A 13490-nucleotide genomic window follows, 5' to 3' on the forward strand; every position below is an offset into this window, starting at 1 on the left:
CGGCGCGTCACCGCACCAGCCCGCTGCGCTCAGAGGTCAACTGAGCTGATAGGAATGCGACATGACTGTGAGCGGTGTTTCGATCGGGATTCTGGGCGGGACCGGAGACCAGGGGAAGGGGCTGGCGCGGCGGTTCGCGCTGGCCGGGCACCCCGTGCTGATCGGGTCGCGGAACGCGGGGCGGGCCCAGGAGGCGGCCGAGTCGATCGGCTCCGGCGCCCGGGGAGCGGAGAACGCGGTGGTCGCCACCGAGGCCGACCTGGTGATCGTGGCGGTGCCGTACGACGGGCACAAGGCGCTGCTGGAGTCGCTGCGCACTGAGCTGGCCGGGAAGATCGTGGTCGACTGCGTCAATCCGCTGGGCTTCGACAAGCAGGGCGCCTACGCGCTGCCCGTCGAGGAGGGGAGCGCCGCCCAGCAGGCCGCCGCGGTGCTGCCGGACAGCCGGGTGGTGGCGGCCTTCCACCACGTGTCGGCGGTGGTGCTGATGGATCCGGCCGTGGAGAAGGTCGATCTGGACGTGCTGGTGCTCGGTGACGACCGCGAGGCGACCGACACGGTGCAGGCGCTCGCGTCGGTCATTCCCGGCGTGCGCGGCGTCTACGGCGGACGGCTCCGTAACGCCTTCCAGGTCGAGGCGCTGACGGCGAACCTGATCTCCATCAACCGCCGGTACAAGGCCCACGCCGGAGTCCGCGTCACCGACGTGTGACGACCATTTAAGGGAGCCGGCCCGCGTCCTCCGCGACTCTTAAGGGAGCCAGCCCGCGTCCTCCGCGATGCGGATGGCGTCGATCTTGTTGCGGGCGCCCGTCTTCGTGATCGCTCCCGTCAGGTGGTTGCGCACCGTGCCCGCCGACAGGTGGAGGCGGGCGGCGATCTCCTCCGCCGACGCGCCACGGGCGGCCTCCCGCAGCACGGTGGTCTCCCGTGGGGTGAGGGGGCTCTCGCCGTACTCCATCGCCGATGCCACCAGTTCGGCGTCGAGTACGCGGAGCCCGGCGGCGGTGCGCCTGATGGCGTCGGCCAGGCGGTGGCCGGGCGCGTCCTTGACCAGGAACGCCTCGATGCCCGCCCCGAGCGCGCGGCGCACCTGGCCGGGCTGGCCCATCGCCGTGAGCACCAGGATACGGCACGACGGAAGCCGTTCGCGGAGCTCGGCGGCGGCGGTGATGCCGTCGATCACCGGCAGGTCGATGTCCACGATCGCCACGTCGGGCCGGGTCTTCAGGGCGGCGGGTACGATCTCGTCGCCCCGGGTCACCTCCGCGGCCACCTCGATGTCGGGTTCCAGGCGGAGTAGGGCCGTGAGGGCCGCCCTGATCATGTGCATGTCCTCGGCCAGCAGTACTCGGATCACGCGGGCACCTCCACGGTCAGGCGGAATCCGCCGCTGCCCGTCGCGGCGGCACCGGCCGTCCCGCCCGCCTGGGCGGCCCGCTCCGCCAGCCCGGTCAACCCCCCGCCGGACTCGTGGCCATCGTGATCGGCGCCGTCGTTGACCACTTCGAGCCGCAGCCGATCCTCTGTCAGGGATGTGCTGATCGTGCAGGTGGTGGCGCGGCTGTGGCGCAGCACGTTGGTGACCGCCTCCCGCACGCCCCACGCCAGCGCCGCCTCCGACCGCTCCGGCAGCGCGGCGTCCACCAGATGCACCTGGCAGCCGACCCCCGACGACTCCAGCAGCGCCACCGCCCGATCCACCTCGCTCACCAGTGACAGCTCCCGGTATCCCCGCGCCACCTGCCGTACATCCTGCGCCGCCTCCCTCGCCACCTGCACCAGCTCACCCACCTCGCCGCGCGCCGCGGTGGGGTCGCGGTCCATCAGGCGGGCGGCCAGGTCGCCCTTGAGGGCGATCGCCGTCAGGCTGCGGCCGAGCCCGTCGTGCAAGTCACGGGAGATGCGCAGCCGTTCCTTGAGTACGGCGGCCTCGGCGAGCTCCGCCCTGGCGTGTGAGAGGTCTACGGTCACGCGGACGAACCGGACCATGGCGTAGATCATCGCGCCGGTGGTGGATACGGAGAGACCGTAGAAGAGGGCTAAAACCGGGTTGGCGGACCAGGCGAAGATCGAGCCGCCGTCCCACAGCGTCATCGCGCCCACCAGCGGACCGCTCCAGCGCAGCGGCAGGAAGACCAGCAGGCTTCCGGCCAGCATCGGCGCCGTCACGGCCGACCAGCCCGAGGGCAGCAGGTAGTCGGGCACGTACGTGGCGAGCACCTGCAGCACCAGCGTCAGCGGGAAGAGCGGCGGCCGCTCGCCGCGCAGCCCGGCCCGCATGTTCAGGTAATGGGTCATGACGACGCCGATCACGGCCGCGCTCGCCACGAATCCGTTGCGCGGGCCGCTGGCGAAGTAGAGCAGCCCGATGAACGAGTACGCGACAGATACGGCCGTGATCAGGACACGGGCGAGCCGCTGCGCGGAGGAGGAGTTCATGTCCGGACTTATTATGACCGCCGGGGCTCCCACCGGAACCAGAGCCGGATCGCCACGACGCCGATGACCGCCCAGACGGCCAGGTTCAGCGCGGGCAGCGCCACCTCGCCGGTCCTGAGGGCGTGCACGACGGCGGAGGTGGGCAGCAGGTCGAGTACGGACCCCACCCAGGCGGGCAGGACCTCGCGGATCGGGCCCATCGCGCCGGAGGCGATCCCGGACACCAGGAAGATGGGCATCGTGATGGGGGCGGCCAGCTCGGTGCGCGGGATCACGGCGGTGTAGGCGACGCCGAGCGTGGCCATGACGACCGCACCCACGACGACCGCCCCGGCGTACACCAGCGGGTTCGCGGGGACCGGCACGTCGGCGAGCAGGCGCACCGCCACGGCGCACAGGGCGGTCACGACCACGGTCTGCGTGGCGGTGCTGGCGATCTGGCCGGAGAGGATCTGCCCGTCGGTCAGCCCGGTGGCACGCAGCCGCTTGAGCACGAGCTGGTCGCGGCGCGTGGTCAGCGCCACGGCGACGTTCATGAACGCGGTGAGCGACAGCAGGATCGAGGTCATGCCATGGGAGAGCTGAGTGGCGTTGGCCACCCCGTCGGCCGTCACATGCCGCATGAGCACCGGCAGGCCGACGCTCAGCCCCACGGGCGTGATCACCGAGGCGAACAGCATGGCCCGGTCCTGCCAGAACAGTCTGGTGCCGAGCCGGTAGGTCGCGGCGTAGCTCATCGGGCGCTCCTGGACAGGTCGAGGAAGAGGTCTTCGAGGGTGGCGGTGCGGACCTCCAGGCCCGCCAGGCGCAGGCCGCGTTCGGCTGCCCAGCTCAGCAGCGTCTGCGCGGCCAGGTCGGGGTCGGCCGCCCGGCACACGGCCGTCTCGCCCTCCAGGGTGACCGGGAGCGGCAGGTCGTCCGGTGCGGTCCCCGGCGGCAGCCGGAACGCCACCCGCCCGCTCCGCGCGGCGAGCGTCTCCGCCATCCCGCCGGACGCGACGATCTCGCCCCCGTCCATGATGGCCATCGAGGCGGCCAGCCGCTGCGCCTCGTCCAGGTAGTGAGTGGTCAGCAGGACCGTGGTGCCCTGCCCGGCCAGGTCGCGGATGACCTCCCAGGTGTTGCGGCGCGCCTCGGGATCCATGCCGGTGGTCGGCTCGTCCAGGAACAGGACCTCGGGCCGGCCCAGCAGGGCCAGCGCCAGGTCGAGCCGCCGCTTCTCGCCGCCGGAGAGCTGGCGCACCCGGGTGCCCGCCTTCGGCAGCAGGCCCGCCAGCTCCAGCGCCTCCTCGCGGGGCCTCGGCGTGACGATGAGGTCACGCCAGATGTCGACGGTCTGCGCGACGGTCAGATCCGGGAAGAACCCGGCGTCCTGCAGCATGATGCCGGTGCGCCGTCTGACGGCCGCCCGGTCCCTTGCGGGGTCGAGGCCGAGCACCCGGCAGGCGCCCCCGTCCGGCTGCTGGAACCCGGCCAGCAGCTCGATCACCGTGGTCTTGCCCGCGCCGTTGTGGCCCAGGAGGGCGAAGATCTCCCCCTCGGCCACCTCGAACGAGATGCCGTTGACCGCCGTGAAGTCCCCGTAGCGCTTCCTGACGTCTTCCACATGAATCGCTGTCATATGTACGACTATTTCGGGAGGTGCGGTGCGGCGCCCGTGAAGAATTCACGACTTCCGCGAGAGCTTGAGCAGCGCGTCGGTCACCCCCTCGGGATCGACGACCTGCTGCAGGTGCTCGCCGGGCGTGCGCAGCACCGGCCAGCCCCGCTCGTGCGCCTCCTCGGCCACTTTGTCGTAGGGCGGGCCGTACCAGAGGCAGGCGCACCTGACCGCGTCCCACCCGGCGGGGACGGGAATGGGCTTGGTGTAGTAGCCGAGCGGCAGGCGCGGCTGCTCCTCGACCACCGTGGCGCGGACGCGCGGGTCGGGCAGCATGGCGGCCACGTCGTCGTCGCTCCACCAGTCGGACCAGCGCGGCAGCACGCCGTCGTCGTCGGCCAGATCGCGCAGGAACGGCAGGAACGCCTCCTGCGCCGCCCGCACCAGCCCGTCACGGGGCGGGATGTGCGCGTCGGCGAACACGCACGACACCACCCGCTCGCCCAGCCCCTCCTTGATCACCGGCAGGAAGAGCCCCGCGTTGCTGTGCGGGACCAGCACGAGCGGCGTCTCGGGCGCGGCCGCGCGCACCGCCTCGACCACCTTCGGCCAGTACGGCGAGCCGCTCCGCGCCACCCCGGTCAGGTCGGGCACCACGGCGGCATAACCCCTGCGCCCCAGGGCCTCGGCCACCGGCGTCCAGGTCGAAGGCCCCACTGACGGGCTGTGCACGAGCACGAACGTCACGTTCATGCTTCCACTTTCTCGCACGCGGTGATCCGGCGACGCCGATGTCAGCTGTCGGCGGACTTAGCGGACAGCGGATCAGACGATGAGCGTGTGGCGGGCGGCGGGCTCGTGGGCGCCGTCGTACGAGCGCCAGGCCCGCGCCAGGCCGGCGACCGCCCGCGACAGCTCCTCCTCGGGGAACAGGAAGTGCAGCCGCGTGTACTCGGCATGCCCGCCGAGCGGGTCGAACGAGCGCCCCGGCGGCACCGCCACCCCGTGCCTGAGCGCCACCTGCGCGAACGAGTCGGCCTCGCCGCGCGGCAGCCGTACCCAGATCGTCTGGCCGCCGCGCGCGGGCTCGAACTCCCACGAGGGCAGGTGTTCGCGCAGTTCGGCGCAGAGGTGCTCGTGGCGCGCCCGCAGCGTCCGTACGCGCGCCCGCCTGATCTCGTCCAGTCGTCCCAGCAGCGTGGCGGCGGCGAGCTGGCCGAGGATCTCGCCCCCCAGATCGTGTACGGCCCGCAGCCGGGCCAGCCGCGAGACCAGCGGCGCGGACGCCCGGATCCAGCCCACCCGCAGCCCGCCCCAGACCAGCTTGCTCAGCGAGGCGATCGTGATCACCTGCTCGCCGGACCCGTACGCGGCCAGCGGCGGCGGGATCTCACCGGAGAAGCAGAGCTCCGCGCAGACCTCGTCGTCGATCACCGGCACGTCGTACTCGGCGGCGAGGGCGGCCAGGCGCCTGCGGTCGGCCGATTCCATGATGGAACCGGCGGGGTTGCTGGCGGTCGGCACGGCGTACACCAGGGCGGGCCGTTCGCGCATCGCCTCGGCGGGGACCGGGGACAGCGTCACCGGCCGGACGGCCGCGGCGGCGTGCCTGAACACCTCCAGCGCGCCCGGATACGTCGGCGACCCGGTCAGCACGATGTCCCCCGGCGAGATCAGCAGGCCCGCGAGCAGCGTCAGCGCCTGCTGCGCGCCGTTGGTGATGAGGATCTCCCCGGCGGTGGTGGGCACGCCGCGCTCGCGGTAGTAGGCGGCGACGGCCTCGCGCAGGGCGGGGTTCCCGGCGGGCTGGTAGCCCAGGTCGCGCATACCGGCGAGGCGGCCGGCCGCCACCTGGTACGCCTCGATCAGCTCGGGCGGCGGGTCGTCGGGGGCGGCGCAGGTCAGCAGCTGTACGCCGTCCGGGGGATGGAGGATGTGCAGGAGCAGCGGATTGGCGACGACGCTGTCCGTGGCGCGGGTCGAGGGCAGGTCGCAGGCCGCGACGCGGGTGCCGCTGCCCTGGCGGCGCACCACGCGCCCCTCCTGCTGGAGCAGGTCGTAGGCGGCCACGACGGTGCCCCGGCCGACCGCCAGCCGCCTGGCCAGCGCCCGGTCGGGCGGCAGCTGCTCGCCGGGCGGCAGTACACCGTCGTCGATGAGCGCCCGCAGGCGGCCCGTGAGCAGCAGGTAGAGAGGCCCGCGCCCGGATGCCCAGCGGCCCAGCAGATCGACGAGGTCATCAAGATTGGCCCCATTCATGGACCAATTCTCTATCATTGGATCTGACAAAAGGCCACATCTTGGGACATTCTCGCTGTATGAGCGAACTGCACCCCGAGACCCGAGCCGTGCATCTGCCCCAGCCACCCATCGAGGGCAGCCGTCCGATCACGATGCCCATCTACCAGACCTCCGGCTTCGTCTTCGACGATCCGGCGATCATGGCCGACGCTATGGGCCGCCCCGACGGCCCGTTCGTGTACGGGCGCTACAGCAACCCCACCGTCCGAGCCCTGGAGCTGGCCGTCTCCGGCCTGGAAGGCGGCGTCGCCGCCATGGCCACCGGCTCCGGCATGGGCGCGATCAACACCGTGCTGCTGGGCCTGCTCAAGCCGGGCGACCACCTGATCGCCCAGAAGGCCCTGTACGGCGGGACGGCCGGGATGATCAACGACCTGGTCGCCAGGTTCGGCGTCGAGGTCACCTACGTGCCCGAGGACGACCCCGCCGCCCTGCGCGCCGCCGTGCGCCCCGAGACCAGGCTCGTCTACCTGGAGACCATCGCCAACCCGATCGCCCAGGTCGCCGACCTGCCCGGGATGTTCGCCGTCGCGCGGGAGCTCGGCATCGTGTCCGTCGTGGACAACACCTTCGCCACGCCCATACTGTGCCGGCCCATCGAACACGGCGCCGACATCGTCGTCCACTCCACGACCAAGTACCTGTCCGGGCACACGGATGTGGTGGGCGGCATCGCGGTGTTCGCCGACGAGGAGCTGTACGAGAAGGTGTGGCGCTTCGCGACGAAGCTGGGCGCCTCGGCGGACCCGTTCGCCGCTTGGCTGACGCTGCGCGGGATCCAGACGCTGGCGCTGCGCATGGAACGCCACTGCGCCAACACCCGCCTGCTCGCCACCCGGCTCGCCGAGCATCCGGCGGTCGCCGCCGTGCACTGGCCGGGACTGCCGTCGCACCCGTCGTACGAGTTGGCGGCCAAGCTCCTGCCCGACTTCGGCGGCGTGTTCTCCTTCGATCTCGTCGGCGGCCGGGCCGCGGGGGAGAAGTTCATGGCCTCGATCAAGCTGGCGCTGCTGGCCCCCTCGCTGGGCGGTGTCGAGACGCTCGTCATGCACCCGGCGACCACGTCGCACCTCGGGCTCAGCGCCGAGGAGCTGGCCAGGCACGGGGTTAGCGAGGGCACCGTACGCATCGCCGTGGGCATCGAGCACCCCGAGGATCTGTGGGCGGACATCTCCCAGGCGTTGACATAGCGCTTAGGGAGTTAGGAAAATGCCTAAATGCTTCGGAGGGAGATCTCGATGACGGTGACGTACGAGGACGTGACGAGCGCGGCCGCGCGGATCGGCGGGCATGTGCTGCGTACACCGGTGCTCGAGATCTCTCCCGGGCTGTTCTTCAAGCTGGAGCAGCTGCAGCACTCGGGGTCGTTCAAGGTGCGAGGGGCGTTCAACCGCATCCTGTCGGCCGGTGAGCTGCCGCCGAGCGGGGTGATCGCGGCCAGCGGCGGCAACCACGGGCTCGCCGTCGCCTACGCCGCCAGGGCGCTGGGCGTCCGGGCGGAGATCTTCGTACCGGAGGTGACCAGCCCGGTGAAGGTGGCCGGGCTGCGGCGGCTGGGCGCGGAGATCAACCAGATCGGGGCCATCTACTCGGAGGCCGCGGAGGCGGCGGCCAAGCGGGCGGCGGAGACCGGGGCGCTCACGGTGCACGCCTATGACCAGCCGGAGGTCGTGGCGGGGCAGGGGACCACGGGTCTGGAGTTGATGGCGCAGACGGGCGGGGTGGACACGGTGGTGGTGGCCGTGGGAGGCGGCGGTTTCGCCGCGGGCATCACGGTCGGTGTCGGGAGCGGGCCGCGGATCGTCGCCGTCGAGCCGGTGCTGTGCCCGACCCTGCACGAGGCGCTGCGGGCGGGCCATCCGGTGCCGGTGCAGGTCAGCGGCGTGGGAGCGGACGCGCTGGGCGCGAGCCAGGTCGGCGGCGTGGCCTACGATGTCCTCTCCCGGGCGGACGTCCAGAGCGTGCTCGTGTCCGACGACGCGATCGTGGCCGCCCGCCATGCCCTCTGGCAGGAGCACCGGCTGGCCACCGAACACGCGGGAGCGGCCGCGTACGCCGCGCTGCTGTCCGGGGCGTACGTGCCCGCCGACGGCGAGCGGGTCGCGGTCGTGGTGTGCGGCGCTAACACCGACCCCGCCACGCTCGCCTGACCCGCCGTTCAGGCGCCACGCCGGCCTGACACCGCCGTTCCAGGCGCCCGGCGTGCCGGGCACCTGGAGGGGGAGCGGTCAGTGAGGGGGAGCGGTCAGTGAGGTGGAGGGGTCAGTACTGCGTCGCGTCGTGTACGTCGAGCAGCGGCTCCTTGACGCCGTCGCCCGAGTCGTCGGTCCAGTTGGAGTTGCCGGTGGAGATCAGCTTGCTCCGCACGGCCAGCGCCCCTGCCCGGGTGGTGGGCTTGCGGGCGCCCGAGGTGAGGATGCCGGCCGCGCCCGCGACGTGCGGACTGGCCATCGAGGTGCCGCTGATCGTGTTGTAGCCGCCGTTCATCCACGTCGAGTAGATGCAGGTGCCGGGTGCGGTGATCTCGATCGTGGCGCCGAAGTTGGAGTAGAACGCCGAGGTGTCGTCCTGGTCGGTCTCGCTGCGGCACGACAGCGTGCTGCCGCCGAGGCCGCCCGCCAGCCCGTCGTTGTCGGTCAGCGCCGAGACGGTGACCACGTCGGGGTGGTTGGCCGGGAAGAACGACGAGGCGTTCGCGTGGTTGTTGCCCGCCGCCACGACGACCACGATGCCGGCGTTGGTGGCGTTCGTGATCGCGGTGCTGATCGCGCTGCTCGTGCATCCATTGCAGCCGAGGCTCAGGTTGATGACCTCGATGGTGGAGGCGCGGGCCACGACCCAGTTGAGCCCGGCGGCGATGGCCGACAGGGTGCCTGAGCCGGCCGCGTTGAGCACCTTCACCGCGTGGATGCGGGCGGCCGGGGCCACGCCGACGGAGCCGATGGTGTTGTCGCGCGCGCCGATGATGCCCGCGACGTGCGAACCGTGGCCGTTGTCGTCGGTGCCCGTGTTGTTCACGCAGACGCCGGTCACGCAGTTGGTCCGGGCCACCACGTTCAGGTCGGGATGGGTGTAGTCCACCCCGGTGTCCACGACGGCCACGTCCGTGTTGATCTGGACGTCGTCGACGCCGTCGATGTCCAGGTTCGGGTTGGAGGGGGCGAAGATCCGCCGGACGCCCGTCGGGACGGTCTGCGCGAACGCCGTGACGACGGCGTCCTTCTCGACGGTGAGCACGTTCGGGGTCTGCCGCAGCTTCTCGGCGGCTTCCGCGGTCAGAGTGGCGGTGTAACCCTTGAAGGCGTCCTCATAGACGCCGATCAGGTGCCCGCCATACCTGCTGACCTGGTCCTGGGCGGCGGCCTGCGTGCCGGCGCGGACGTTGGGGTTGAGCTGGACAATGTACGTGCTGGTCTCCGGCGCGGCGGCCGAGACGGGGAGCGGCGCCGCGGACAGAGCCAGCGCGCCGACGAGCGATGCGAGCATCAGGGTGCGTGGTCGCATGACAGGTGTGAACCCTTCCTGGGGGATTGGATGGGGATCACAGAAAACATGAGTCAGAAGCGCGCTCGCGGCCATACGTGGAGGACACGTATTGCGCGACTACGTAGTGCCGACGTTGAGCTGCCTGCGTGAGGTGAGGCCGAGCTTGCGCAGCGCGTTGGCGATGTGCACCTCCACCGTGCGCGGCGACAGGAACAGGCTCTCGGCGATCTCCTTGTTGGTCAGACCGTCCGCGGCCAGCCTGGCCACCTCCTCCTCACGCGGCGACAGCGTGCCCTGAGGTACGGCCGGGCCGGCCAGCCTGCGCCGGAGCCGCCGGCTCGCCGCCGGGGTGATCGTCTCCGAGACGGCCTGCCTGACCAGCGGCTGGCGCAGGCCGTACCTGCCGGGTGCCCACTCGCGCAGCAGGCCGCACCGTACCGCCTCGGTGAGGCCGCGCTCGCCCTGCTCCGGCGGCACGCCCGCGACGCCCGTCAGCACGTCCTCGCACACCGGATGCTCGACCTGGGAGGCCGCCTGCACGATGTGGCGCGCCGCGCGCGGCAGCGCGGCCAGCTTCACCAGCACGGCGTCGCGCAGCGCGGGCGGCGTGCCCGGCTCCTGGCCGTCGGCCAGCATGCGGGTCAGCTCCTCGATGGCGCGGGGTACGCCGCCGGTGAGCGGCCACAGGTCGGCCGCGCCCGGCAGCAGATGCTTGACCAGGAGGGCTGTCTCGGCGGTGGAGAGCGGGGCGAGGGCGATCTCGGCGTGGTCGATCCGCGGTGGCAGATGCGCGAGCAGTTCGGTCACGGGATGGCTCAGGTCCTCCGTGCGGTACGTGACCACCAGGTTGACCCCGTCGGGCAGGCAGCGGGCCAGGAACGCCAGCAGTTCCCTGGTCCCCGGATCGACCCAGTGCACGTCCTCGACCACCAGCGTGATCGGCCGCAGCGAACCCAGCAGCGACAGCACCGCCCTGAACAGCCGATGCCGTTCCACCATCGCGTCCTGGATCGGGGGCGGGGTGGGCGGCAGCAGATGGCCGCACTCCGGGAGGAACGGGCGTAACGCCCCGGTGATCGGGTTGAGGTCGCGCAGCGGGCGTACCTCCCGCAACGCCTCCACGACCGGCCCGTACGGGAACCGCATGGGGTGGCAGCTCCCGATGAGCATCGGCTGGCCGGTGAGCTCATGCAGCAGCCGGGTCTTGCCGACCCCCGCCTCGCCCTCGATCAGGAGGACGAGCGGGGGACGGCTCAGTGCGTCGGCCAGTTGGCGGAGTTCGTGCTCTCGTCCCACGAAAGGCATGACGCGCACCCCAACCGGCCGGACTATAAGCTGTCAATAAACTTTTTCCCATTTGTCGGGATGTGTCCAGGGGTCTGGCCGTGGCCGGTCACTCGCGTCATTCGTACGAGTGGCCGGCCTCAGGGAAGGCGCCCGAGGTCACGTCGGCCGCGAAGGCGCGCACGGCGCGGTCCATCTCCGTGGCCAGCCCCGAGTACTGCTTGACGAACTTGGCCGGGCGCGGCGTGAGCCCCATGAGGTCCTGCCACACCAGCACCTGCGCGTCCGTGGCCGGTCCCGCGCCGATGCCGATCGTCGGGATGGCGATCGAGGCGGTGACCCGTTCGGCCAGCTCGGTGGGCACGCATTCGAGCACCACCGAGAAGGCGCCCGCCCGTTCGAGGTCCTTGGCGTCCGACATGAGCTCATCGCCCGACTGGCCGCGCCCCTGGACGCGGTAGCCGCCGAGGACGTTGACCGACTGCGGGGTCAGGCCGAGGTGCCCCATGACCGGGATGCCCGCCGAGACCAGCAGCTCGACCTGCGGCAGGACGCGCCGGCCGCCTTCCAGCTTGATCGCGTGCGCGCCGGCCTCCTTCATGAAGCGCGCCGCCGTCTCCAGCGCCTGCTGGGCCGAGCCCTGGTACGAGCCGAACGGCAGGTCGGCGACCACGAGGGCGCGCGTGGAGCCGCGGACGACGGCGGCCGTCAGCGGCAGCAGGTCGTCGACCGTGACGGGCAGGGTGGAGTCGTAGCCGTAGACGACCATGGCCGCCGAGTCGCCGACCAGCAGGACGGGGATGCCCGCCTGGTCGAACACGCGGGCCGTCATCGCGTCGTAGGAGGTGACCATGGGCCACCTCTCTCCGCGCTCCTTGGCCGCGATCAGGTCTCGGACGGTGACGCGGTGGCCCGTGGCGCCGCCGTACAGAGTGGTGGAAGAGGACATGACAAACCCTCCGGTGAAGTCTCGAGGCGCCCCTGTGGCGTACCCGGACCCTTCCGATGATGGCACGAGGCTGACCGCGTACGGCGATAACCAGTGGCGGAATTGTCGGTGCCCCTTGCCACAATGGACCTGGAGGTAAGCAATCAACATGGCTCTCGACCCTTACAAGCGGCTGTTCCGGCTGCCCGGCGTGCGGACGTTACTCCTGGTGGGCCTGATCGCCCGCATCCCCACCACCGCGACGGGCATGGCGTTGACGCTCTATGTCGTCAACGGCCTGGGGCTCGGCTTCGGGCAGGCGGGGCTGGTCACCATGGCCAGCACGGTCGGCATGGCCGTCGGGTCGCCGCTGACGGGCAGGTTCGTCGACAAATACGGTCTGCGGCCGATCCTCACCGTCACCACCGCCGCGCAGGCGGCGTTCTGGGCGGGCGCGTGGGCGCTGCCGTACGCCGGGCTGGTCGTGGCGGCGGCGGTGGCAGGGCTGCTGGGGCAGCCGGTGTTCAGCGTGATCAGGCAGTGCCTGGCGGCCATGGTGCCGGTCGAGCATCGCAGGGCCGGCTTCTCGCTCGACTCGATGCTGGTCGAGCTCGCCTACATGGTCGGCCCGGCGCTGGCCGTGGCCGGGATGACCACTCTCGGCAGCGGGCCGACGCTGGCGGCCATCGCGGTCGGGCTGACCGGCTCGGGCGTGGCGCTGATCGCGCTCAACCCGCCGACCCGGTCGGCCGAGGAGTTGAAGGCGCCCGCGATGAAGGTGCCCCGGCGGCAGTGGCTCACGCCCGCCTTCGTCGCGCTGCTGGGCACGGTGGCCGCGGCCACGTTCGTGCTCACCGCGACCGAGCTCGCCCTGGTCGGCACCATGGAGCATGCCGGGCAGACCCCGTGGATCGGGCTCGCGGTCGCCATCTGGTGCCTTTACTCACTCGCGGGCGGCTTCGTGTACGGTGGGCTGTCGCGCGGCGTCTCGCCCCTGGCCCTCATTGCGGGCATGGGCCTGCTGACCGTTCTGGCCTCGCTGGCCGGTGGCGACTGGTGGTGGCTCATGCTGGCCCTGCTGCCCGCCGGTGTGCTCTGCGCCCCCTCGCTGTCCTCCACGGTCGACACCGTCAGCCGCTGGGTGCCCGCGGGCGCCAGGGGAGAGGCGATGGGCTTCCACGGCACCGCCCTGCTGATCGGGGGCGCGCTCTCCGCGCCGGTCGCCGGGGCGATCATCGACGCGCACGGCCCCGCCTGGGCGTTCGTGGTGGCCGGGCTCATCGGGGTGGCGATGGTGCTGGTCGCGCTGCCGTTCTGGCGGCGGCGGCCCCAGCCGGTCGAGGCGCCACCGACCGTGGTCACGGAGCCGGCCGAGCCAGTCGTCGCCACGAGTTAACCCTTACGAAACGAGTCCGTTGCGTATCGGAATATCTTTGCGATACGGTAGCG

Annotated in this window: 13 protein-coding genes; 4 read left to right on the plus strand and 9 right to left on the minus strand. The window is 71.7% G+C overall.

The window, feature by feature from the left end; all coding sequences use genetic code 11:
* The first annotated feature begins 61 nt into the window (after nt 1-61).
* Nucleotides 62-712: an NADPH-dependent F420 reductase gene (gene npdG, locus AB0J16_RS43615; protein ID WP_357944648.1), complete on the plus strand. Its 651-nt coding sequence runs from the start codon at nt 62-64 to the stop codon at nt 710-712.
* Nucleotides 713-751: 39 nt separating this feature from the next.
* Here npdG and AB0J16_RS43620 read toward each other — a convergent pair whose 3' ends face one another.
* The 6 genes from AB0J16_RS43620 to AB0J16_RS43645 form a co-directional block, all read right to left on the minus strand.
* Entirely contained in the window at nt 752-1360 is a 609-nt protein-coding gene (locus AB0J16_RS43620; protein ID WP_358205012.1) for a response regulator transcription factor, read from the minus strand.
* Entirely contained in the window at nt 1357-2442 is a 1086-nt protein-coding gene (locus AB0J16_RS43625; RefSeq protein WP_358551168.1) for a histidine kinase, read from the minus strand. The genes AB0J16_RS43620 and AB0J16_RS43625 overlap by 4 nt, the downstream gene beginning before the upstream one ends.
* Nucleotides 2443-2453: 11 nt before the next feature.
* The gene (locus AB0J16_RS43630; RefSeq protein ID WP_358551170.1) at nt 2454-3179 is read right to left on the minus strand and encodes an ABC transporter permease; all 726 of its coding nucleotides are present in this window, start codon (nt 3177-3179) and stop codon (nt 2454-2456) included.
* Nucleotides 3176-4063, minus strand: coding sequence for an ABC transporter ATP-binding protein (locus AB0J16_RS43635; protein WP_358551172.1), 888 nt, complete (start codon nt 4061-4063; stop codon nt 3176-3178). Before AB0J16_RS43635 ends, AB0J16_RS43630 begins: the two co-directional genes overlap by 4 nt.
* Before the next feature lie 45 nt (nt 4064-4108).
* Nucleotides 4109-4795: an alpha/beta hydrolase gene (locus AB0J16_RS43640; RefSeq protein ID WP_358551174.1), complete on the minus strand. Its 687-nt coding sequence runs from the start codon at nt 4793-4795 to the stop codon at nt 4109-4111.
* 72 nt (nt 4796-4867) lie between these two features.
* Nucleotides 4868-6301 carry a PLP-dependent aminotransferase family protein gene (locus AB0J16_RS43645; RefSeq protein ID WP_358551176.1) on the minus strand — a complete coding sequence of 478 codons (1434 nt, stop codon included), beginning with the start codon at nt 6299-6301 and terminating at the stop codon, nt 4868-4870.
* 59 nt (nt 6302-6360) lie between these two features.
* Between AB0J16_RS43645 and AB0J16_RS43650 the strand changes: the two genes are divergently transcribed.
* Complete coding sequence (locus AB0J16_RS43650) at nt 6361-7533, plus strand: aminotransferase class I/II-fold pyridoxal phosphate-dependent enzyme (protein ID WP_358551178.1); 1173 nt, start codon at nt 6361-6363, stop codon at nt 7531-7533.
* 48 nt (nt 7534-7581) lie between these two features.
* On the plus strand, nt 7582-8493 hold the full coding sequence (locus AB0J16_RS43655; protein WP_358551180.1) for a serine/threonine dehydratase: 912 nt from the start codon (nt 7582-7584) through the stop codon (nt 8491-8493).
* Between the two features lie 112 nt (nt 8494-8605).
* Here AB0J16_RS43655 and AB0J16_RS43660 read toward each other — a convergent pair whose 3' ends face one another.
* From AB0J16_RS43660 to panB, 3 genes are all read right to left on the minus strand, one after another.
* Entirely contained in the window at nt 8606-9847 is a 1242-nt protein-coding gene (locus AB0J16_RS43660) for a S8 family peptidase (protein ID WP_358551182.1), read from the minus strand.
* 99 nt (nt 9848-9946) lie between these two features.
* The gene (locus AB0J16_RS43665; RefSeq protein ID WP_358551184.1) at nt 9947-11134 is read right to left on the minus strand and encodes an AAA family ATPase; all 1188 of its coding nucleotides are present in this window, start codon (nt 11132-11134) and stop codon (nt 9947-9949) included.
* A gap of 97 nt (nt 11135-11231) precedes the next feature.
* Nucleotides 11232-12062: a 3-methyl-2-oxobutanoate hydroxymethyltransferase gene (panB, locus tag AB0J16_RS43670; RefSeq protein WP_358551186.1), complete on the minus strand. Its 831-nt coding sequence runs from the start codon at nt 12060-12062 to the stop codon at nt 11232-11234.
* A 148-nt stretch (nt 12063-12210) separates the two neighbouring features.
* Between panB and AB0J16_RS43675 the strand changes: the two genes are divergently transcribed.
* The gene (locus tag AB0J16_RS43675; protein ID WP_358551188.1) at nt 12211-13437 is read left to right on the plus strand and encodes an MFS transporter; all 1227 of its coding nucleotides are present in this window, start codon (nt 12211-12213) and stop codon (nt 13435-13437) included.
* The last annotated feature ends 53 nt before the right edge of the window (nt 13438-13490 follow it).

This window comes from Nonomuraea sp. NPDC049750 (assembly GCF_040659625.1).
Lineage (GTDB): Bacteria > Actinomycetota > Actinomycetes > Streptosporangiales > Streptosporangiaceae > Nonomuraea.

Coding starts and splice junctions, on each gene's coding strand:
- AB0J16_RS43645 (WP_358551176.1), bottom strand. CDS start 6,301: ATGAATGGGGCCAATCTTGATGACCTCGTCGATCTGCTGGGCCGCTGG.
- panB (WP_358551186.1), bottom strand. CDS start 12,062: ATGTCCTCTTCCACCACTCTGTACGGCGGCGCCACGGGCCACCGCGTC.
- AB0J16_RS43630 (WP_358551170.1), bottom strand. CDS start 3,179: ATGAGCTACGCCGCGACCTACCGGCTCGGCACCAGACTGTTCTGGCAG.
- AB0J16_RS43660 (WP_358551182.1), bottom strand. CDS start 9,847: ATGCGACCACGCACCCTGATGCTCGCATCGCTCGTCGGCGCGCTGGCT.
- AB0J16_RS43675 (WP_358551188.1), top strand. CDS start 12,211: ATGGCTCTCGACCCTTACAAGCGGCTGTTCCGGCTGCCCGGCGTGCGG.
- AB0J16_RS43635 (WP_358551172.1), bottom strand. CDS start 4,063: ATGACAGCGATTCATGTGGAAGACGTCAGGAAGCGCTACGGGGACTTC.
- AB0J16_RS43625 (WP_358551168.1), bottom strand. CDS start 2,442: ATGAACTCCTCCTCCGCGCAGCGGCTCGCCCGTGTCCTGATCACGGCC.
- AB0J16_RS43650 (WP_358551178.1), top strand. CDS start 6,361: ATGAGCGAACTGCACCCCGAGACCCGAGCCGTGCATCTGCCCCAGCCA.
- AB0J16_RS43640 (WP_358551174.1), bottom strand. CDS start 4,795: ATGAACGTGACGTTCGTGCTCGTGCACAGCCCGTCAGTGGGGCCTTCG.
- AB0J16_RS43665 (WP_358551184.1), bottom strand. CDS start 11,134: ATGCCTTTCGTGGGACGAGAGCACGAACTCCGCCAACTGGCCGACGCA.
- npdG (WP_357944648.1), top strand. CDS start 62: ATGACTGTGAGCGGTGTTTCGATCGGGATTCTGGGCGGGACCGGAGAC.
- AB0J16_RS43655 (WP_358551180.1), top strand. CDS start 7,582: ATGACGGTGACGTACGAGGACGTGACGAGCGCGGCCGCGCGGATCGGC.